Source organism: Tateyamaria sp. (assembly GCF_039940735.1).
Taxonomy (GTDB): Bacteria; Pseudomonadota; Alphaproteobacteria; order Rhodobacterales; family Rhodobacteraceae; genus Tateyamaria.
In genome coordinates, this window is record NZ_JBDVGB010000061.1 from 93,940 (window position 1) to 111,004 (window position 17,065).

The following is a 17,065-nucleotide window of genomic DNA, read 5'->3' on the forward strand; positions in this document are numbered from 1 at the left end:
CAATGGGCCGGTTCGGTTTGACCCAGTTTCCTTCACAGGAATAGCGCGTTTGGGCCTTCATTTTGCGTCCTTGAGAACCCGTAGGTTTCAGGTCGGCATCAAAGCCCAGTAATCCAGATCAAGCAGCACATCGGACCGATATTTGCCGTCCTCCTTGCGCAACGCAAACGGCGCGCCGCCCTTGGTCGCAACCAGTCGCAACCGGATCGCGCCAACACCGGGGGTCGTGGTTTCCGCCGTGTCCAGCACTTCGCTCCATGCGCGAATTGTGTCGCCTGACAGGCACGGATTGGCGTGCGCGCCAGCGTTCAACCCCACCACCATTTGCGCATTGGCCAACCCGTTAAACGACAACGCGCGCGCCATCGAAATCACATGACCGCCATAGATCAGCCGGTTGCCATCCGGGCGCGCAGACGTATCGAAATGCACTTTGGCCGTGTTTTGCCACAAGCGCGTGGCTAGCATGTGCTCGGCCTCTTCCACGGTGACACCGTCCACATGATCGATCTTTTCGCCGACGTTGTAATCGCCCAACCGGTGGCCTTCGCCTGCCAGCTCAAAATCGTAAGTATCAAATGTCAGCCCCTGCGGCACAACAAGGTCAGACGCGTCGATCGCAGATGCAAGATCGGGCACAGTTGTGTCGGGCGCAGGCGCATCCAAGTGCTGTTTGCGCACCATCACCCAGCGCACAAATTCCAGCACTGTCGTGCCGTGTTGATTAAGCCCACGGGTGCGCACATAGACCACGCCCGTCTTGCCGTTCGAATTCTGCTTGAGGCCGATCACCTCACTTTCGCTGCGCAGCGTATCGCCGGGCCAGACCGGCGCCAAAAACCGCCCTTCGCCGTAACCAAGGTTTGCCACCGCATTCAACGACACATCCGGTACAGATTTGCCAAACACCGTGTGAAAGACAATCATATCGTCCAAAGGGCTGGCTTTCAGCCCCGAGGCGCGGGCAAATTCATCGGACGAATATAGCGCATGCCGCGCCGGGTAGAGCATATGATAAAGCGCGCGTTCCGCGCCCGACAGAGTGCGCGGCACGGCGTGCCGGATCACGTCACCAAGACGGTAATCTTCGAAAAAACGGCCCGCATTGGTCTTACCCGTCTTGGCGCGCTCGCCCATTACTGTGCGCCCAACTTGGTATCCGGTGTATAGGTGCCTTCCACCTCTTTTGTGACGGCCTGCCCGCAACGCATAATGCCTGCCGCGTGATCCCATGTTTGGGTCGGGCTTCCGTGCAGTTCCCAACCTTTGTTCAACGCCTCTGTGACCTTGTGGCAAAAGGCTGACGTGTCCTCTTCGGACAGAAAACGATATAGTTTCATATTCTTACCTCGGGAATGGCCATGGTCCGGCCCAGATGTGAATGGCCGCAACCACGCTGAACATAACCAGTGTGATGACAACCAAGATGATGTCTTTTTTGGCCTCACCCGGAACGGGACGTTGCCAGTCAGGTTCGGATTTATTGATCAGAACGACCGACCCAATGGCCCATGTCAACATTCCCCCAAACAGCAGGATCGACGCCAAGTCCCCGTTGACCAGCAGGTGCGCAACGGCCCAAATTTTAACCGCCGTCAGCTGCGGATGGCGCAGTTTACCACGCAAACGACCAGTGGTGGCCGACATCCCATAAACGAAAAAAGCAATCAGCATCGCAAGGTTATTGATGTGCACCATAAAACCGGGCGGCGACCAAACAGGAATGACGGGTGCCCATTTATAGCCAAAGATCATCGCCAGAACGCTTGCCACGATCAGCCCCGCGATAAGCGGTCTGCCACCCTTGCCCATGCCCGCGCGAATGTCAGGGGCCAGACGTTTGAAATAATGTGCCGCAATCCACAGAATTATGCCGAGGATAAGAATGGTCATTAGGTCGTCTCCGCTGTCAGGGCTGCGATTGCGTCGGCCTTGGCCAGTGTTTCACGCGCGGACACGATGTGCAGATTCTCTACGATACGTCCATCGACGACGGCAACGCCTTGGCCTGCGGCTTCGGTTTCTTCAAACGCTATGATTTGGCGGCGCGCAAGGTCTATGTCCGCTTTTGATGGCGAAAACACCTCGTTGGCGACGGGAATTTGCGCGGGATGAATCAACGTCTTTCCATCAAACCCCATGTCTCGGCCTTGTTCGCATTCGGCCTGCAACCCGGCATCATCTTTAAACGCGTTGTAAACACCATCAATGATCGCCAAGCCGTGCGCCTTGGCAGCCAACAAACAAAGACCCAACCCCGCTTGCAACGGCAAGCGGTCCGCCCGGTTTCGGGCGTGCAAATCCTTGGCCAGATCGTTTGTCCCCATAACCATGCCTTGCAACTTCGGATGCGTGGCAATTTGGGCCGCATTCAGCATCCCCAATGGCGTTTCCATCATGGCCCAAAGTGGCGTGTCGCCCGTCATGGCCGCAAGCGCATCAAGATCACCGAGGGTCGACACCTTGGGCAAAAGGATCGCGTCAGCCCCCGTGTCGCGCGCAGCATTTGCATCATCAGCCCCCCATTGCGTGTCGAGGCCATTGATACGGATGATTTTCATGCGTGCCCCATATCCGCCCGCCGCCAAAGCGCCGGCCAACGTGTCGCGCGCGGTGTTTTTTTCTTCGGCCGACACCGCGTCTTCGAGGTCAAAAATGATCGCATCGATGGGCAAACCCCGCGCCTTATCCAAAGCACGTGGTTTTGAACCCGGGATATACAAAGTTGAACGCAGCGGACGGGCAGTGATCATGGATCTGAATCCTAAAGGTTATAATGTTGCGCGAAGATGGGCATTTTTTACCAGATAGTTCAAGAAGCATTGCGCCGCAGCGCAGAAAAAATGTGGCGTCATACAGGTGCCAATCAAATGCAAATTAACTACGCGCGCTCGATTAACCATTAATTTAGGGCCTAAGCGCACCCTGTATTCGTTCCATCCTTGCAGGAGGGCCGTTTCAGCTGGGCCGCTGAACAGTTTGCGGAAAGCAAGGATCTGGAATGTTCTATGAACCGGGTTGCCCGGTCATCGCCGGGCAACCGGTTAGGCCAGATGACCAGAGGTGACGCCTTCCATATGTGAAAGGCTGAACGTGATGACACGGAATACAACTTTGATGGCGATGGGCGCTCTGGCCGCGGCCACAGTACTGAATATGATGGCAACGGGGGCAGCCATGGCCCAACAGGTGCGCAATTGCGGACCACGCGAATTGGTGGTGAACCGGTTGGCCGATCGGTACGGCGAAACGCGTCAATCGATGGGGCTGGGTGCGAATAACGCGGTGCTCGAAGTGTTTGCCTCGGACGAAAGTGGCACATGGACCGTAACTGTGACTTCGCCAGAGGGTATGACCTGTTTAATCGCAAGCGGGCAAGCCTTTGAGGAGCTGGTAGAAGCGTTACCCGCCAAGGGCAACGACGCCTGAAAACGCGACGTTTTGAACAGATGGGCGCACTTCGGTGCGCCTTTTTTGTTGCTCAAAATGCAGAACGTGTTTTCTTGTAAGGCGCAGCCTGCTGCGCCCACATCACGCCAGCCCATCCCAAATCAGTTTTGTTCCCGTCACAATCAACAACACATACGTCAGCATAAAAAACGCACGTTCCGGCACCAAATGATGCGCTTTGACCCCTAGCCACGTCCCAAACACAGCAAAAGGCGCAAGTACAAGATTTGCAGTAAATGTTTGCAGCGTGAACATGCCCAAAAAGGCATACGGAACAAACTTAAAGATGTTGATGGCGGTAAAGATCAGCACCGTATTCGCCTGATACTGAGTTTTGGAGAATTTGAGCGACAGCAAGTAAACCGCGGCCGGCGGCCCGCCTGCATGACTGACAAAGCTGGTGAAGCCAGCCACACAACCAGTGACCACCCCCAGCCAATGCGGCAAGGCTTTTTCACCCAATCGGACCCACCCGCGCGCGCGCGCCAGCTGCCAGGCCACAAACATCAACGATATTGCCCCGATCAACACCCGAACTGCATCCGGTTCGGTATGCGAAAACAACCACGCGCCCAGCGCCACGCCCGGCAACCCTCCCGCAATCATCAGCCCAGAAACACGCCAGTCCCACTTGCCCCAAAAGGGGCGCAAGGACGCTGCGTCAATCACCATGTAGAGCGGCAACATTACCCCAAGCGCCAGCGCCGGTTCGATCACCAATGCCAGAATCGATGCCGCCACAAAGGATGCGCCTGACCCAAAACCTCCCTTGGAAACACCTGCAAAGATGACGGCGGGGGCGGCCAGTGCGAAAAACCAAAAGTCTAGCTGCAACATGGCCTAGTCCTTGAAAAGCCCCAACTTCCTAGCCTTTTAGCCGATATAACGCGACGCGGCCAGCGATCACGAATGCGGTCGCCGCGGCGCAGCAGGCTTGCACGGCGCTTTGATGCGCGCTACGCACCGCGCCAACGAAAACCCCAAGTGCGGAGAACTTCACACCATGGCCAGACCTAAGATCGCGCTCATCGGCGCCGGACAAATCGGCGGCACACTCGCCCACCTCGCAGCTATCAAAGAGCTGGGCGACGTGGTCCTGTTCGACATTTCCGAAGGCACGCCAGAAGGCAAAGCCCTCGATATCGCCGAATCCGGCCCTTCCGAAGGCTTTGACGCCAAAATGAGCGGCACACAGTCCTACGCCGACATCGCAGGCGCGGATGTCTGCATCGTCACAGCCGGTGTGCCCCGCAAACCAGGCATGAGCCGCGACGACCTGTTGGGCATCAACCTGAAGGTTATGAAATCTGTTGGCGAAGGCATCCGCGACCACGCGCCAAATGCGTTCGTGATTTGCATTACCAACCCGCTGGACGCGATGGTTTGGGCCTTGCGCGAATTTTCTGGCCTGCCCCACGAAAAAGTATGCGGCATGGCCGGTGTTCTGGATAGCGCACGCTTCCGTCACTTCTTGGCCGATGAATTTGGCGTTTCCATGCGCGACGTCACTGCCTTTGTTTTGGGCGGTCACGGTGACACGATGGTGCCACTGACACGCTATTCGACTGTTGGCGGCATCCCGCTGGACGATATGGTCAAAATGGGCTGGACGAGCCAAGAAAAATTGGACGCCATTGTTCAACGCACTCGTGATGGTGGTGCCGAAATCGTTGGCCTTTTGAAAACAGGTTCAGCATTTTATGCCCCTGCCACGTCCGCGATTGAAATGGCCGAAGCCTTTCTAAAAGACCAAAAGCGCGTGCTGCCTTGCGCAGCCTATGTTGATGGTGCTTTGGGCCTGAAGGGCATGTATGTTGGTGTTCCAACCGTGATTGGCGCCGGTGGTGTTGAAAAGGTGATCGACATCCAGATGACCAAAGACGAACAAGCGATGTTCGACAGCTCAGTCGCAGCCGTTAAGGGCTTGGTTGAAGCGTGCAAAGGCATCGATGACTCTCTGACTTGATTTCCCTGAAATCGAAAAATAATTGGCCGGTCGCCGTCGCGTCCGGCCATTTTTTATGCCTATAAGCATCTTATGCCTGACCCACGTCCCATCCAACGCAAGTTGACCACCATTTTGGCAGCTGATGCGGCCAATTATTCAGGTCGCATGAACCAAGACGAAGAAGGCACCGTGCGCGCCTTACGCGCCGCGCGAAACGTGATCGATACCGCGATTTCAGATGCCAACGGACGCATCGCGAACACGTCCGGAGACGGGCTCATCGCCGAATTCCCTTCTGTCGTGGATGCTGTGCGCTGTGCAATCCGTATCCAAACAACCCTGAACCGGACCGACAAGATGCTACCGTTTCGCCTTGGCGTGCATTTGGATGACGTAATCATCGAAGGCCCAGACTTATTGGGCGACGGTGTGAACCTAGCGGCGCGCTTGCAAGAAATGGCCGAAATCGGAGGCGTTTTGATCTCGCAACAGGTCTTTGACCATGTGCGCAGCAAAATCACAGACGCCGAATTGCGTCCCTTGGGCCCGGCAACGCCCAAACATCTGACCGAAGTTGGCCTTTACGCCGTTGTGGCTGACGGGGTGAACGCCCCACGTTTGCCTGACAATTTAGGTCCAAAAGTTGCCCCCGTCCCCGATACTCCAGACACTGAACCCGTCGCGACTGCTGCAACCGTAGAAATGCGCGCAAAATTTAAAAAGAGCCGCTGGCGGATTGGCGGGTCCATTGTCGCATTGGCACTCGCGGACATCATCTTTGGCTTGGCACCTGGCATCACATTGGTGCCGACCCTTGTGTTGATATGGGTGCTTTACCGCAAATGGAAAAAACTACGCGACGCAGAGGCCGCGCAAGTCTGATCTGCAAAAAGCGCCGCTTAGATTGGCCAAGCGTTTGTAAGCATCAAAGGTTAGGATTTGGGCCGAAACACTGGCGTATGATTAACGATTTCCATCACATAGCCTTCGGATTTGCGCACAGGCGTGGACCAACTTGGGCCATACAAAAATTCACAAAGGGCCTCTGGTTGCGCGGGCACCCTGATTGCGATGCCCTGCATCTCAGCATCCTTTAGCGGAAAAACCAGATCCTTGGGCACATGAAGAGCAGTTGCAGGATCTTTCCATGCCCCTTTAAAGTTCCACTTTTCCAGCAAGTAATCCGCAGGAACATCATCATACAAATAGAAATCGGCATAGGTTTCGACACCGTCTTGCAAACGCGTTGCCTGAACGATCAGCGGCGGTTTTTGTCTGTGGTACCATTTCTTTCGGATCGGCAACACGTTGACATTGAACCCACTGCCTTCCAAGGCCGTTAACAACGGGTTTAGGTCTGTGGCGTTAACATAAACATCGATGTCATCATCATACTCAATGATATTGCCTTCGCGCACATAGCCAAGCAAAGTGCCAAAAAAAATAAATGCGTCGATCCCTTGCAGAACGTCAAAAACAAGCGCGAGGTTGTTCAGGTTCAATTCACGGGAAACAGGGTTCAGCATCGTTTTTCAAAAACGATGCGGGCAACATAAGCATCATCCGATTTGTATTTCGCAAAACCAAAGCCTTCGGCCATATACGCACAATCCAACCCATGCTTATCCGCTTCGAGGATCAACGCAATCGGATCGACATAGCGGCGATAGTGGGCTGCCGTCACTTTAGTTTGAAACTCATCCCGCGGCGTTCGGAATTCCAGGCACACACGGCCGTTTTCCCCGATTAACGATGCGGCCAATGTCAGAAAATTCTCCTGCGCAGTCTCGTTGATGGCGTGCAAAAAGAACCGCGCATAGACGATTGCATCCTGTGGCGACGCATCGCCCTGCTGCGCAAAAGTCTGAATTGCGTTGGCATGATCAAGGTTCAGGGTGTCAAAAGACGCAGTACTTAGACCACGGTCTGTTGCCGTTTTTGTACAGAACTCAACAGCAGAGGAAGAACCATCAAGCCCCAAAACTTCTTTGCCATACGTTGCAAAAAACAGGCTATCACGGCCGTCACCGCAACCGATGTCAATGAAACGTTCAATATGGGAAAACTCATTCAGCACAAATGTCGCAAATTGAGACGGAACCGCTGGTTTTTTCTTTTCAGCATAGTACGCGTTCCAATACTCTTCGGTAACGTTGCTCAAATCGGTTCTCCATAATTTCAGGCAACACTTCAGGCTGGCCTTAATTTTTGCTTTGATACGAGGAAACCCTCACGAGTTGCAACACTGGGCCATTGGCTGGCAAGGCATGCCCTGTCAATTTTTCAAACGTCTCCCAACCACGAATAAAGTTTGACGGTGGTGCATCCTGTCCGATGTCCGAGAAAATCAGCTTCGACTCGGACCCAGCACGCGGCGATTAGGTCTCCGTACAGGTTTTGTGATCACAGCTATTTTTCTAGTGATCACAAATTCAACTTTTATGCCCTCAAAACCCCTTAAGGTCATTTTGTCCGTTTAACCCGACGTTCAGTCCTGTTCGTATAGGGGCAACAACAGATGCATCAATACGGGATCCAACGCTCATGAACATCCACGAATATCAGGCCAAAGCTCTTTTGCGCAGCTACGGGGCACCTGTCTCGGACGGGCGCGTCGTTTTGCGGGCCGAAGACGCAAAGACTGCTGCAGGCGCCATGGACGGGCCGATGTGGGTGGTAAAAGCGCAGATCCACGCAGGTGGACGCGGCAAAGGCACTTTCAAAGAAGCCGACGCTGGTGAAAAAGGCGGTGTGCGCCTGACCAAATCCGCCGCCGAAGCTGCCGAGGAAGCCAAAAAGATGTTGGGCCGCACGTTGGTCACGCACCAGACCGGCCCTGCAGGTAAGCAAGTCAACCGCATCTACATCGAAGATGGCTCGGGCATCGAAACCGAACTTTACCTAGCGCTTCTTGTGGACCGTCAGACCAGCCGTATCAGCTTTGTCTGTTCAACCGAAGGCGGCATGGACATCGAAGAGGTTGCTGCTGCGACCCCCGAAAAGATCCTGAGCTTCAGTGTTGACCCGGCCACGGGCTACCAAGCGTTCCACGGCCGCCGCATCGCGTTTGCGTTGGGCCTAAAGGGCGCTCAGATCAAACAGTGTGTTGGATTGATGGGGCTGCTTTACAAAGCCTTCACCGAAAAAGACATGGAGATGCTGGAGATCAATCCATTGATCGTCACCGACAAAGGCGACCTCAAGGTGCTTGATGCCAAGGTCAGCTTTGACGGCAACGCCATGTATCGCCACGGCGACATCAACGAATTGCGCGACGAGACCGAAGAAGACCCCAAGGAACTCGCCGCCTCCAAGTACGATCTGAACTACATCGCACTTGATGGTGAAATCGGCTGTATGGTGAACGGTGCGGGTCTGGCGATGGCCACCATGGACATCATCAAGCTTTACGGTGCCGAACCGGCCAACTTCCTTGATGTCGGTGGCGGGGCCACCAAAGAGAAAGTGACCGAGGCGTTTAAAATCATCACCTCTGACCCGCAGGTCAAAGGCATTTTGGTCAACATCTTCGGTGGCATCATGCGTTGTGACGTGATCGCAGAAGGCGTGGTTGCTGCTGTGAAAGAAGTCGGGCTGAAAGTGCCGCTGGTTGTACGCCTCGAAGGCACGAACGTCGAAGAAGGCAAAGCCATCATCAACAACTCCGGACTGGACGTGATCGCGGCAGACGACCTGAAAGACGGCGCACAGAAGATCGTGAAAGCCGTAAAGGGGTAAGAAGAATGCGGGCGTGTCTTGCCAGCTTAGCCATGATGGCCCTTGCTGCCTGCCAGACTGATGTATCTGGCGGTCAGGCAGTTCTTGTTGCCCCACCCAGTGATGACGTGGTCCCTGTCGCCTTTGCGGCAGGGCCCGGACGTCGCGCGGTGACGCAGCAATTGGGGACGAATGTGGTAAAGTCTGCTTGCGTCGACACCCGCCCGCGCTTCACTCGCACGCCCGAAACATTGGCGCGCCTTGGTGGCTTTGTTCAGAACGCCCAGACACTGACATATTTCCACCAAACCTATGATTTGTCCGTCAAATTGATCGATGGGCGATGTTCCGTTGTGATGGGTGGACTCAAGAGTACAGACGCAGCAATTGCCCTGCGCGATCAAACGGGACCGGACGGTGTGGTCTCGCTTAGCCAACCGCGCCGAATTGACGGCCGTCTGTATGTTCGTTTTTTGACGAAAGGTGGATAGATGCGACGCATAGCTTTTGTATTAACAGTTGCGGCGGCTGTGGCCGCGTGTTCGAACACGCGCCCAGACATTCCGACAACCAATGAACATTTCCCACCTCTTGGGCTGGCGTCCACTGCCCGCTGGCTGGATGAGCGCGAAGCAAACACCTCGCGCACGCCAACGGCCCGCGAAGTCCCCACCTCGCAAATTCGCGACGTCGCCTCGGGCGGCAGACCCGTCGCACCGACCCCTGTGGCATCTGTGCCCTCACGCGCGGCACCTAACGGCACTATAGCTTTGGCCGCGCAAGCCTTTGCTGACACCTGTGTGGCGTCATTGCCTGACATGAGCGGGGTTGAAAGTCGGCTCACTCAGGTCAGCCAACGCGATTTTGGCGTTGCCCCGGGCAAGATCGGCTCTGACATTCTCCTCACCGGGCAACGACCCGGCAACATCGCTCTGACCACGGCCCGGAATGCAGGCCGGTCAGGGGTCAACCAATGTTCCATGTCGGTGCGCCGTGAAGATCCACGCGTGGTTTCACAGACCCTTGTCAACACAGTCACTGATGCAGGTTTTGCCCTGCGCCCGGTTACTCCTGAAGGGAATGCGCAACAGGCTTGGGCCATCGTGGGCGCGCCTACAGGCACTGTGCTTAAGACTGGCGGGAAACGGAATGCATTGGGCCAGCAAGTGACAGGTGTGTGGATCACATGGCGCTAAAAAGTGCACATATCGCAGCTTTCATGCTGATGACGGGTGGCGCGCACGCGCATCCCGCAATCGATGCGTTCACTGTGTTCTGCTTTAAGGCAGGCCAGACACCTGCGCAGGCCCACGCCAATATGGCCAGTGTTGCAGGCAATCCTTTGCCCTTCACCCTTACCTTTTGGGATAAGACAATTGTGCCTGCACCCGGTACACCCGAAATCACCGAACGACGTTGCGAAGTCACCTTTGACGGCGACCACGCGGACGACGCTCTGCGCGATGTGCAGGCTAAGATGGCAACGCCCCCAGTCTTTGGCACTTCGATCCCTTTGACGCCGCCTTATGTGGCGACTGACACCACCGTCTATATCGATGCGCGCGAATTGCTGCGCAAACGCGTGGCTGTCGTACATATCGGCACGAAAGGCGCGCAAACCTTTATACGTGTGGACCGGCTGCCTGCCGGAAAGGGGCTGCCCAATGGCTAACCTGTTTCCACACCCCCTCACGCACCGCACCTTTTGCGGTCCCGCTAATTCCAGACATACCCCAAGGAGACGCCCCAAATGGCCGTACTGATTGACGAAAACACCAAGGTGATCTGCCAAGGCCTGACCGGCTCGCAAGGCACATTCCACACCGAACAGGCCATCGCCTATGGCACCAAAATGGTCGGCGGCGTCACACCCGGCAAAGGTGGCCAGACCCATCTGGATCTGCCTGTTTACGATTCCGTTCACGAAGCGATGTCCGTAACCGAAGCCAACGCGTCCGTGATCTATGTTCCTCCGCCATTCGCTGCGGATTCGATCCTCGAAGCGATTGACGCCGAAATGCCTCTGATTGTGTGCATCACCGAAGGCATTCCAGTTCTGGACATGATGCGCGTGCAACGTGCGCTTGAGGGATCCAAATCCCGCCTGATCGGCCCCAACTGCCCCGGCGTTATCACACCAGATGCGTGCAAAATTGGCATTATGCCCGGCCACATCCACAAACGTGGGTCATGTGGTGTTGTGTCCCGCTCGGGCACGCTGACTTATGAAGCCGTCAAGCAGACGACAGATTTGGGCATCGGCCAATCCAGCGCCGTTGGTATCGGCGGCGACCCTATCAAAGGGACCGAACACATCGACGTGCTGGAAATGTTCCTTGCGGACCCCGAAACCACATCAATGATCATGATCGGTGAAATTGGCGGCTCTGCCGAAGAAGAAGCCGCACAGTTCCTTGCCGATGAGAAAAAAGCAGGCCGTTGGAAACCAACAGCTGGTTTCATCGCGGGTCGCACGGCCCCTCCCGGCCGCCGCATGGGCCACGCTGGCGCGATTGTTGCGGGCGGCAAAGGCGGTGCCGAAGACAAAATCGAAGCCATGCGCGCCGCTGGCATCGTGGTAGCCGATAGCCCGGCAACGTTGGGCGAAGCCGTGATGGAAGCGATCAACGGCTGATGTCTACTCGGGCCGCATATCTGACGATGTCTGTCCTTTGCACCGCAATCCTATCCGGTTGCGTTGCGCGGACGGCTGTCAAAACCACAGGTGCTGTGGTCCGCACCGCTGTCAAAACAACCGGCGCCATCGTCTGCGAAGGCGTCGACCTAGCTGTCCGCGATCCAAGGTGTAAAGAATGAGCACACGACGCTGGACTTTTGCATTGGCCACGAGTTTTTTGGGTGTCTGCGCCATGCCGGCCACCGCAAGCGACCAAGCCATATTTGGAACGATGGCAGCATGTCGCGCTGCGAACGCGTCTCTGGCAACAACCATGTCCCAATTGGGCCAACTGGGTTGGCAACAGATCACTCGGCGCGCAAACCGCTCTAAAATCGCTGCACATATGGCCGCAGGCGTGCACCACACCAAGCGCGGGTTCGATCGCTCCGATTACAGAAGCATGCAACAGAACTTACTTGGAAACGCTGGCCGATCATCTAGCAAAACCGGACAAAATACGTCACAACTGACTATCGTCTACTATTCGCTTGGCGGATCATTGAACCACCAATTGGTGCTTTGGGATCGAAAGAACCAGGCACCCAATGGCGAAACAGTCGTACATGCGCGCACCTGCTACATTGCCAGTCAAAAGTATCCGTCGATCACCGCTTTTGCAGCATTGGCAGAACCGGTCCCGCACTTGGGCTTCCGACGCATGAAAGGTCAGTGGGTTGACCCACGGATCCGCCGCTATTGGGTGACTGCTAGCCATCGACAGTACCCCGACTCAGGCCTGCCCTTTCGTCCAATAGCCACTGATTTTATCCGGATTGAAGCTCAAACGGCTCGATCCAATTGAAAGGGAACGCGAAATGACTGACCAATCCCCAAACGACCAATTCCACGCTTCCTCCTTCATGCAGGGGCACAATGCGGAATATCTGGAACAGATGTACGCCCGCTATGCCAACGATCCAAATGCGGTCGACGATGCGTGGCAGGCCTTCTTTAAGGCAATGGGCGATGAAGAATTATCGGTAAAACGCGAGGCGGAGGGCCCAAGCTGGGCACGCACCGATTGGCCGCCGATGCCGGGCGATGATCTGACCCAAGCCTTAACCGGCGAATGGGCCGCCCCCGCCGAAGTCAAAGGCGCCGGCGACAAGATCAAAGCAAAGGCGTCCGAAACCGGAGTCGAACTCAGCAACGATCAAATCAAACGCGCTGTACTGGATAGTATCCGGGCACTGATGATCATCCGCGCCTACCGTATCCGGGGCCACTTGGTCGCCGACCTTGACCCATTGGGCATGCGCAGCACCGAACCACACCCGGAACTTGATCCAAAATCATACGGCTTTACCGACGCCGACATGGATCGCCCGATTTTTATCGACAAAGTGCTGGGCCTTGATATCGCGACGATGCGCGAAATCATCGATATCGTGAAACGCACCTATTGCGGCACCTTCGCGTTGCAATACATGCACATTTCCGACCCAGAAGAAGCCGGTTGGCTGAAAGAACGCATCGAAGGGTTGGGCAAGGAAATCCAATTCTCCCGCGAGGGGCGCAAAGCGATCCTGAACAAAATGGTCGAAGCCGAAGGTTTCGAAAAATTCCTGCACGTCAAATACATGGGTACGAAACGCTTTGGCCTGGATGGTGGCGAATCCCTGATCCCTGCCATGGAACAGATCATCAAACGAGGTGGCGCACTGGGTGTACGTGATATCGTGATCGGCATGCCGCACCGTGGACGTCTGTCCGTGCTCGCCAACGTAATGCAAAAACCCTACCGCGCGATTTTTAACGAATTTCAAGGCGGTTCCTTCAAACCAGAAGATGTCGATGGTTCAGGCGATGTAAAATACCACCTCGGGGCCAGTTCGGATCGCGAATTTGACGGCAATTCCGTGCACCTGTCGTTGACCGCCAACCCGTCTCACCTTGAGGCTGTGAACCCGGTGGTCTTGGGCAAAGTCCGCGCCAAACAAGATCAAAACAACGACCATGACCGCACAAGTGCGATGCCTATCTTGCTACACGGTGATGCTGCCTTTGCGGGCCAAGGCGTTGTGGCTGAGTGTTTTGCGCTGTCGGGTCTGCGTGGGCACCGCGCCGGTGGAACCATGCATATCGTGGTGAACAACCAAATCGGGTTCACCACTGCGCCGCACTTCTCGCGCTCAAGCCCCTACCCCACCGACAACGCGCTGGTTGTTGAGGCCCCGATTTTCCACGTCAACGGCGACGATCCGGAGGCCGTGACACACGCCGCTAAAGTCGCGACCGAATTCCGCCAAAAATTCCACAAAGACGTGGTCATCGACATCTTCTGCTATCGTCGTTTTGGACACAACGAGGGCGACGAGCCCATGTTCACCAACCCGGTGATGTACAAAAAGATCAAGAAACAAAAGACAACCCTCACGCTCTATACCGAACGGCTGGTCAAAGACGGCCTGATCCCAGAGGGCGAGATCGAGGATATGAAAGCCGCGTTTCAGTCCAAGCTGAACACGGAATTTGAGGCCGGTAAAGAGTACCGCCCCAACAAAGCCGATTGGCTGGATGGCAAGTGGTCACATATCGATCGTGCGAAAGAACAGAAATACCAGCGCGGTAAGACTGCAATCCCCCAAGAAACCTTTGATGAGGTCGGAAAGGCGCTTTCAACAGCGCCAAACGGCGTGCCTTTGCATAAGACAGTCGAACGCTTGCTTGATGCCAAGGCCAAGATGTTTGAAAGCGGGGCGGGCATCGATTGGGCCACTGGTGAAGCCATGGCTTTCGGCTCATTGCTCACCGAAGGGTTCCCTGTGCGCTTAGCAGGCCAAGACAGCACGCGCGGCACATTTAGCCAACGCCATTCTGGACTGGTCAACCAGGAAACCGAAGAACGTTACTACCCCCTCAACAACGTGAAAACAGGGCAAGCGCAGTACGAAGTCATCGACTCGATGCTATCTGAATATGCGGTTCTCGGCTTTGAATATGGCTATTCCTTAGCCGAACCAAACGCCCTGACCCTGTGGGAAGCGCAGTTTGGCGATTTTGCCAACGGCGCGCAGATCATGTTCGACCAGTTCATCAGTTCGGGTGAAAGCAAGTGGCTGCGTATGTCCGGCCTCGTCGTGCTGCTGCCACACGGTTACGAAGGGCAAGGGCCCGAACACTCTTCGGCCCGTTTGGAACGGTTCTTGCAAATGTGTGGGCAAGACAACTGGATCGTTGCCAATTGCACGACACCGGCCAACTATTTCCACATCTTGCGTCGCCAAATCCACCGTGATTTCCGCAAACCACTGATCTTGATGACGCCGAAGTCGCTGTTGCGTCACAAGTTGGCAGTATCACGCGCCGAAGAATTCCAAACCGGCAGTTCGTTTCACCGGATCATGTGGGACGACGCGCAGCACGGCAATTCGGACACCAAGTTGGTGGCTGATGACAAAATCAAACGCGTGGTGATGTGTTCGGGCAAGGTCTACTACGATCTGCTCGAAGAACGCGATGCGCGCGGCATTGATGATGTGTACCTAATGCGCTTCGAACAATTCTATCCGTTCCCTGCGCAATCCGCCGTGAAAGAACTGGAACGCTTTAAAAAGGCCGAAATGGTTTGGTGTCAGGAAGAACCCAAAAACCAAGGGGCCTGGACCTTTATCGAACCCAACCTTGAATGGGTGCTTGGTCGTATCAAAGCCAAGCACACGCGCCCCGTTTACGCCGGCCGCACCACATCTGCCTCGCCCGCGACGGGTTTGGCCAGCAATCACAAAGCCCAACAAGCCGCTCTCGTCGACGAAGCGCTGACCATCAAAGGGAAATAATCCAATGACAACCGAAGTCCGCGTCCCAACATTGGGCGAAAGCGTCACCGAAGCCACCGTCGCCACATGGTTCAAGAAACCCGGCGACAGCATCGCTGTTGACGAAATGCTGTGTGAACTGGAAACCGACAAAGTCACCGTCGAAGTGCCCAGCCCCGTGGCAGGCACCCTTGGCGACATCATCGCTGCCGAAGGCGAAACCGTCGGCGTCGATGCCCTTTTGGCCACGATTTCCGAAGGTGCCGCAGGTGCAACAGCCGCACCAAAAGCAGATGCACCTGCTGAAAGCGCAGCACCTGCTGGCGGAGAATCTGTTGACGTGATGGTCCCAACTTTGGGCGAATCCGTAACCGAAGCAACAGTCAGCACATGGTTCAAAGCCGTCGGTGACACCGTCGCCCAAGACGAAATGCTTTGCGAGTTGGAAACCGACAAAGTCAGCGTCGAAGTCCCCAGCCCCGCCGCAGGCGTACTGGCCGAAATCACTGCCGCCGAAGGCACAACAGTCGATGCCACCGCGAAACTGGCGGTGATTTCGCCCTCCGGCGCGGTCGCATCGGCCCCCAAAGCTGCCGCGGCACCTGCCGCCTCTGGCAAAGACGTCGAAGACGCCCCTGCCGCCAAGAAAGCCATGGCCGAAGCCGGGATCAGCCGCGATGCCGTCACAGGTACGGGCCGCGATGGCCGCGCAATGAAAGACGACGTCGCCAAAGCCGTTGCAGCCGCCGCATCTGTGCCAGCGCCCGCAGCAGCACCTCGCGCACCCGTTGCAGCCGGTGACGCCGCCCGCGAAGAACGGGTCAAAATGACCCGCCTGCGCCAGACCATCGCGCGCCGCCTCAAGGACAGCCAGAACACCGCCGCCATGCTCACCACCTATAACGAGGTCGACATGACCGAGGTGATGGCCCTGCGCAACGAATACAAAGACCTGTTCCTCAAGAAACACGGCGTCAAACTGGGCTTTATGTCTTTCTTTACCAAGGCCTGTGTGCATGCCCTGCGCGAAGTGCCTGAGGTAAACGCCGAAATTGATGGCACCGACATCGTTTACAAGAACTTTGTCCACATGGGCATCGCCGCTGGCACGCCCACGGGCCTTGTGGTGCCTGTGATCCGCGACGCGGATGGCATGGGTTTTGCAGACATCGAAAAAGCCATCGCCGAAAAAGGCGCGCGCGCACGCGACGGCAAGCTGAGCATGGCCGAAATGCAAGGCGGCACGTTCACCATTTCAAACGGCGGCGTCTACGGCTCGCTCATGTCTTCGCCGATCCTGAACCCACCGCAGTCCGGCATCCTTGGCATGCACAAAATCCAAGATCGCCCGATGGCGATTGGCGGTCAGGTCGTGATCCGTCCAATGATGTATCTCGCCCTGTCCTATGACCACCGGATCGTGGATGGCAAAGGGGCGGTAACGTTCCTTGTGCGGGTCAAAGAGGCGCTTGAGGATCCACGGCGGTTGTTGATGGATTTGTAAAGGCCTTT

Annotated in this window: 18 protein-coding genes; 11 read left to right on the forward strand and 7 right to left on the reverse strand. The window is 56.0% G+C overall.

What is annotated here, in order from left to right:
- Positions 1-87: 87 nt before the first annotated feature.
- The 4 genes from ABJF76_RS13540 to ABJF76_RS13555 are packed head-to-tail and all read right to left on the reverse strand — an operon-like array spanning position 88 to position 2,753.
- Positions 88-1,137: a MaoC family dehydratase gene (locus tag ABJF76_RS13540; protein ID WP_413819588.1), complete on the reverse strand. Its 1,050-nt coding sequence runs from the start codon at positions 1,135-1,137 to the stop codon at positions 88-90.
- The gene (locus ABJF76_RS13545) at positions 1,137-1,340 is read right to left on the reverse strand and encodes a DUF1737 domain-containing protein (protein ID WP_413819587.1); all 204 of its coding nucleotides are present in this window, start codon (positions 1,338-1,340) and stop codon (positions 1,137-1,139) included. Before ABJF76_RS13545 ends, ABJF76_RS13540 begins: the two co-directional genes overlap by 1 nt.
- Positions 1,341-1,344: 4 nt before the next feature.
- Positions 1,345-1,893: an NnrU family protein gene (locus ABJF76_RS13550; RefSeq protein WP_413819586.1), complete on the reverse strand. Its 549-nt coding sequence runs from the start codon at positions 1,891-1,893 to the stop codon at positions 1,345-1,347.
- Positions 1,893-2,753 carry an HpcH/HpaI aldolase/citrate lyase family protein gene (locus ABJF76_RS13555; protein WP_413819585.1) on the reverse strand — a complete coding sequence of 287 codons (861 nt, stop codon included), beginning with the start codon at positions 2,751-2,753 and terminating at the stop codon, positions 1,893-1,895. Before ABJF76_RS13555 ends, ABJF76_RS13550 begins: the two co-directional genes overlap by 1 nt.
- Positions 2,754-3,096: 343 nt before the next feature.
- Here ABJF76_RS13555 and ABJF76_RS13560 point away from each other — a divergent pair, with 343 nt between their 5' ends.
- On the forward strand, positions 3,097-3,429 hold the full coding sequence (locus tag ABJF76_RS13560; RefSeq protein WP_413819584.1) for a hypothetical protein: 333 nt from the start codon (positions 3,097-3,099) through the stop codon (positions 3,427-3,429).
- A 102-nt stretch (positions 3,430-3,531) separates the two neighbouring features.
- Here ABJF76_RS13560 and ABJF76_RS13565 read toward each other — a convergent pair whose 3' ends face one another.
- On the reverse strand, positions 3,532-4,287 hold the full coding sequence (locus ABJF76_RS13565) for a sulfite exporter TauE/SafE family protein (RefSeq protein WP_413819583.1): 756 nt from the start codon (positions 4,285-4,287) through the stop codon (positions 3,532-3,534).
- A gap of 166 nt (positions 4,288-4,453) precedes the next feature.
- On the opposite strand from ABJF76_RS13565, the gene mdh reads away from it, so the two are divergent.
- Entirely contained in the window at positions 4,454-5,416 is a 963-nt protein-coding gene (gene mdh, locus ABJF76_RS13570) for a malate dehydrogenase (protein ID WP_413819582.1), read from the forward strand.
- 72 nt (positions 5,417-5,488) lie between these two features.
- Positions 5,489-6,280 carry an adenylate/guanylate cyclase domain-containing protein gene (locus ABJF76_RS13575; RefSeq protein ID WP_413819581.1) on the forward strand — a complete coding sequence of 264 codons (792 nt, stop codon included), beginning with the start codon at positions 5,489-5,491 and terminating at the stop codon, positions 6,278-6,280.
- A 50-nt stretch (positions 6,281-6,330) separates the two neighbouring features.
- Here ABJF76_RS13575 and ABJF76_RS13580 read toward each other — a convergent pair whose 3' ends face one another.
- Both ABJF76_RS13580 and ABJF76_RS13585 read right to left on the reverse strand, forming a co-directional pair.
- Positions 6,331-6,924 carry a LicD family protein gene (locus ABJF76_RS13580; RefSeq protein WP_413819580.1) on the reverse strand — a complete coding sequence of 198 codons (594 nt, stop codon included), beginning with the start codon at positions 6,922-6,924 and terminating at the stop codon, positions 6,331-6,333.
- Entirely contained in the window at positions 6,918-7,559 is a 642-nt protein-coding gene (locus ABJF76_RS13585; protein WP_413819579.1) for a class I SAM-dependent methyltransferase, read from the reverse strand. Before ABJF76_RS13585 ends, ABJF76_RS13580 begins: the two co-directional genes overlap by 7 nt.
- Positions 7,560-7,942: 383 nt before the next feature.
- On the opposite strand from ABJF76_RS13585, the gene sucC reads away from it, so the two are divergent.
- The 8 genes from sucC (at position 7,943) to odhB (ending at position 17,057) form a co-directional block, all read left to right on the forward strand.
- Positions 7,943-9,136 (forward strand): ADP-forming succinate--CoA ligase subunit beta, encoded by a 1,194-nt coding sequence (gene sucC, locus ABJF76_RS13590; protein WP_413819578.1) that lies wholly within the window; start codon positions 7,943-7,945, stop codon positions 9,134-9,136.
- 5 nt (positions 9,137-9,141) lie between these two features.
- Positions 9,142-9,606 (forward strand): hypothetical protein, encoded by a 465-nt coding sequence (locus ABJF76_RS13595; RefSeq protein WP_413819577.1) that lies wholly within the window; start codon positions 9,142-9,144, stop codon positions 9,604-9,606.
- Positions 9,607-10,311 (forward strand): hypothetical protein, encoded by a 705-nt coding sequence (locus tag ABJF76_RS13600; RefSeq protein ID WP_413819576.1) that lies wholly within the window; start codon positions 9,607-9,609, stop codon positions 10,309-10,311. It begins immediately after the preceding gene.
- A complete protein-coding gene (locus tag ABJF76_RS13605) occupies positions 10,302-10,787 on the forward strand; it encodes a hypothetical protein (RefSeq protein WP_413819575.1) in 486 nt (161 codons plus the stop codon). The genes ABJF76_RS13600 and ABJF76_RS13605 overlap by 10 nt, the downstream gene beginning before the upstream one ends.
- Positions 10,788-10,865: 78 nt before the next feature.
- Entirely contained in the window at positions 10,866-11,750 is an 885-nt protein-coding gene (sucD, locus tag ABJF76_RS13610; protein ID WP_413819574.1) for a succinate--CoA ligase subunit alpha, read from the forward strand.
- A gap of 178 nt (positions 11,751-11,928) precedes the next feature.
- Positions 11,929-12,597, forward strand: a complete 669-nt coding sequence (locus ABJF76_RS13615; RefSeq protein ID WP_413819573.1) for a hypothetical protein — start codon at positions 11,929-11,931, stop codon at positions 12,595-12,597.
- A gap of 13 nt (positions 12,598-12,610) precedes the next feature.
- A complete protein-coding gene (locus ABJF76_RS13620) occupies positions 12,611-15,574 on the forward strand; it encodes a 2-oxoglutarate dehydrogenase E1 component (RefSeq protein WP_413819572.1) in 2,964 nt (987 codons plus the stop codon).
- Positions 15,575-15,578: 4 nt separating this feature from the next.
- Entirely contained in the window at positions 15,579-17,057 is a 1,479-nt protein-coding gene (gene odhB / locus ABJF76_RS13625) for a 2-oxoglutarate dehydrogenase complex dihydrolipoyllysine-residue succinyltransferase (protein WP_413819571.1), read from the forward strand.
- Positions 17,058-17,065: the final 8 nt, after the last annotated feature.